Raw genomic sequence first — 4,395 nt, forward strand, 5'->3', positions numbered from 1 at the left:
GAGCGGGTGACGCGGGGTTTGCTGGCTGATGGGCATGGCATTTTCGTGGAGTGCAGTCCGCATCCTGGGCTTTTGGTGGGTATTGGTGAGACGGTGGAGGCGGTTGGTGCGGGGGCGGTGACGGTGGGGTCGCTGCGTCGGGGTGAGGGTGGGCTGGAGAGGTTTGCCTGTTCGTTGGCCGAGGCGTATGTGGCGGGTGCGCCGGTCGATTGGTCCGTGTTCTGCACCGAGCGGCCCGGCGAACGGGTCGACCTGCCCACCTACGCCTTCCAGCACCAGCGCTACTGGACGGGGTCGTCGTCGGGGGCGGCCGAGGCGTCCGTGCTCGGGCAGGACACGGTCGACCATCCCCTCCTCGGCGCCGCGATCACTCCCGCCGACGGCGACCGCCGCGTGTTTACGAGCCGGCTGTCGCTGAAGACCCATCCATGGCTCGCTGACCATGTCGCCCTGGGCACCGTGCTGCTGCCCGGGACGGCCTTCGTCGAGCTGGCGGTCCGGGCCGGTGATGAGGTCGGCTGCGGCTTCCTCGAAGAACTGACCCTGAGGAGCCCGCTCGTCCTCCCCGAGGACGGCAGCGTCCAGGTGCAGGTGCTGGTGGGCGAGCCCGGCGACGCCGGAGCGCGGACCGTGACCGTCCACGCGCGGTCGGAGGACGGGGACGCGCCGTGGACGCGCTGTGCGGAGGGGGTCCTCGCGGACCGCGCGGCGGGGTCCGCGTCCGACCTCGCCGCCTGGCCGCCGCCCGGGGCCGCCGAGATGCGCGTGGACGGGGCCTACGAGCTGCTCCAGGCCCGCGGCTACGACTACGGCCCGGCCTTCCAGGGCCTCAGGGCCGCGTGGCGCCGCGGTGACGACGTGTTCGCCGAGGTCGTCCTCGAAGAGGAGGCGCATGCGGACGCCCGGCGCTTCGGCCTGCACCCCGCGCTGCTCGACGCCGCCCTCCACGCGACCCTGCTGGAGGACGACCGGCCCGGCGAGTCCGGGACGGTGCTCCCGTTCGTCTGGAACGGGGTGGCGCTCCACGCGACCGGCGCGTCCGCGCTGCGCGTGCGGCTCACCCGGCAGGGGCCGGAGAAGCTCGCCATCGCCGTCGCGGACGAGTCCGGCGCCCCGGTGTTGTCGGTGGAGTCGGTGCTGACCCGCCCGGTCTCGCCGGCGCAGCTCGCCGGCGCGGGCGGGGCCGCGGTCCACGACTCCCTGTTCCGCGTCGAATGGACGCCGTGCGCGGTGCCCGCCGACGCCCCCGGCCTCTCGTCCCGTCCCTGGGAGGAGGTGAGCGACGGCGACGACGACGTCCCCGACCTGGTTGTGCTGCGCACCGAGCCGGGGAGTGGCCTCGACGCCGTCCACGCCGTAACCCACCGCGTGCTCGCCGCCGTGCGGCAGTGGCTCGCCGGTGAGCGGTTCCTCGCGACCCGGCTGCTCGTGGCGACCCGGGGCGCGGTCGCGCTGCCCGGCGAGGACGTCGCGGATCTCGCCGGAGCCGCCGTCTGGGGGCTCGTCCGCTCCGCGCAGCTGGAGAACCCCGGCCGGATTCTGCTCGTCGACGGCGACTTGGACCAGGAGGACGCGCCCGCCACCGCGTCCCTCGCCGCGACCGGGGAACCGCAACTCGTGATCCGCGGTGGCACACCGCACAAGGCACGCCTGGCGCGCGTGCCGGTCGAGGGCGGCGCCCACGGCGACGCACCTCCCGCCGCGTTCGGCCCAGAGGGGACTGTGCTCGTCACCGGCGGCTTGGGCATGCTCGGCCGGCTGTTCGCCCGGCATCTGGCCGAGCGCTACGGCGTCCGGCGCCTCCTGCTGACGGGCCGCACCGTCCCGGAGGACGCCGCCGCGCTCCGCGTCCAACTCGCCGATCTCGGCGCCGAGGCGTCGATCGTCCCGTGCGACGTCGGGGACCGGGGCGCGGTCGCCGCGCTGCTCGCCGGCATCGACCCCCGCCACCCATTGCGCGGCGTTGTGCACGCCGCGGGCACCGTCGACGACGGCGTCATCGGATCGCTGACCCCGGAGCGGATCGACGCCGTCTTCCGGCCGAAGGTCGATGGCGCCGCCCACCTGCACGAGCTGACCAGGGACATGGACCTGTCGGCGTTCGTGCTGTTCTCCTCCGAAGCGGGGGTCTCCGGCAGCGGGGGCCAGGGCAACTACGCGGCGGCCAACGCCTTCCTCGACGGGCTCGCCGCGCACCGCCGCTCCCGGGGGCTCGCCGGGCAGTCACTGGCGTGGGGCCTGTGGGCGGACGACAGCGGGATGACGTCCCAGATGTCGGCGGTCGACCGGCATCGCATGCGGCGTTCCGGCATCGACGGCATGACCGCCGAGCAGGGCCTCGACCTGTTCGACCGGGCCACCGCGCTCGACGACGCGACGGTGGTGCCGTTCGCCCTCGACCCCACCTCGCTCGCGACCGGCGCCGCCGACCTGCCGCCGCTGTTCCAGGGCCTGGTGCGCGGCCGGTCCCGGCGCGCCGCCGCGGGCGGCTCCGCCGGACCGGAGGCGCTGCGCCGCCGCCTGGCGGGCGTGCCGGCCGCCGACCGCGGCGCCCTCCTGGTGGACCTCGTCCGGGCGAAGGCCGCCACGGTGCTCGGCCACGCCTCGCCCGAGGAGCTTGCCACGGACCGTGCCTTCCGGGAGATCGGTTTCGACTCGCTGACCGCCCTGGAACTGCGCAACCAGCTCAACCTCGCGACCGGGCTCCGGCTGCCCGCCACGCTGGTGTTCGACCACCCCGACGCGGAGGCCGTGGGCGCTCACCTCGCGGACCTCCTCCTCGGCGCCGGCGGCCTCGCGGACGCCGAGCGGACCAGCGCGGCGCCGCGGCCCGCCGACGGCGAACCGATCGCGATCGTCGCCATGGCCTGCCGCTATCCCGGTGGCGTCGGCTCGCCGGAGGACCTGTGGCGGCTGGTCGCCGAGGGCCGCGACGCCATCACCGGCCTTCCCGCCGACCGGGGCTGGGACATCGACGCGATCTACGACCCGGAACCGGGCAAGGCGGGCAAGTCCTACACACGGTCGGGTGGCTTCCTGCACGGCGCCGCCGACTTCGACCCCGCATTCTTCGGAATCAGCCCGCATGACGCGCTCGGCATGGACCCGCAGCAGCGGCTGCTGCTGGAGACGTCCTGGGAACTGCTCGAACGGGCGGGGATCCGCCCGGCGTCGCTGAAGGGCAGCCGGACCGGCGTGTTCGTCGGGATCATGCACCACGACTACGCGGGCAGCAGCTCCGCCGGAGCGGTCGCCTCCGGCGTCCTCTCCTACACCTACGGCCTCGAAGGCCCCGCGATGACGGTGGACACGGCGTGCTCGTCGTCGCTGGTCGCGCTGCACCTGGCCGCGCAGGCGCTGCGGTCCGGCGAATGCTCCCTCGCGCTCGCCGGCGGCGCGACCGTCATGGCGACGTCCGAGGTCCTCACGTTCTTCGGCCTGCAACGCGCCCTCGCGGCGGACGGCCGCTGCAAGTCGTTCGCCGACGCGGCGGACGGCACCGGCCTGTCCGAGGGCGCCGGAATGCTGCTGCTGGAACGGCTCTCCGACGCGCGGCGCCTTGGCCATCGGGTGCTGGCGGTGGTGCGTGGCTCGGCGGTGAACCAGGACGGTGCGTCCAACGGGCTGACGGCGCCGAACGGCCTCGCCCAGCAGCGGGTGATCCGGCAGGCGCTGGAGAACGCGGGGTTGCCGGCGTCCGAGGTGGACGTGGTGGAGGCGCACGGGACGGGGACGAGGCTGGGGGATCCGATCGAGGCGCAGGCTCTGCTGGCGACGTATGGGCAGGGGCGTGTGGAGGGGCGTCCGCTCTGGTTGGGGTCGTTGAAGTCGAACATGGGTCACACGCAGGCGGCGGCCGGTGTCGCCGGTGTGATCAAGATGGTCGAGGCGATGCGGCGCGGCATCCTGCCCAAGACCATCCATCTGAACGAGCCGTCCCGAGAAGTGGACTGGACGTCGGGCGCGGTCGAGCTGCTGAGCGAGGCGCGGGAGTGGCCGGACGAGGGGCGTCCGCGCCGGGCCGGAGTGTCGTCGTTCGGGCTGACCGGTACCAATGCCCACGTGATCGTCGAGCAGGCGCCTGAGGTCGAGGGCGAGAGCGGGTCCGGTGAGGTGCCGTCGGTTGTTCCGCTTGTGCTGTCGGCCAGGAGTGAGGGTGCTCTGGTCGCTCAGGCTGGGCGGTTGGCTGATCTGCTGGAGGGGGGGTCTGCTCCGGCGTTGGTGGATGTGGGGTATTCGCTGGCGTGTGCGCGTTCGGTGTTCGAGTACCGGTCGGTGGTGGTGGCTGGGGATCGTGTGGGTGCGGTGGAGGCGTTGCGGGGTGACCTTGCGTCGGTGACGCGGGTGCGGGGGGCGGGGAAGTCGGCGTGGGTGTTCACGGGTCAGGGTGCGCAG

At 74.0% G+C, this 4,395-nt stretch carries 1 protein-coding gene; it reads left to right on the plus strand.

Features of this window, described 5'->3' with window-relative positions; genetic code table 11:
* Nucleotides 1-174: 174 nt before the first annotated feature.
* A partial coding sequence (locus IEJ02_RS47500; RefSeq protein WP_191070460.1) for a type I polyketide synthase occupies nucleotides 175-4,395 on the plus strand: 4,221 nt, incomplete at its 3' end.

This window comes from Streptomyces sp. 5-10, from assembly GCF_014712245.1.
GTDB lineage: Bacteria > Actinomycetota > Actinomycetes > Streptomycetales > Streptomycetaceae > Streptomyces > Streptomyces violaceusniger.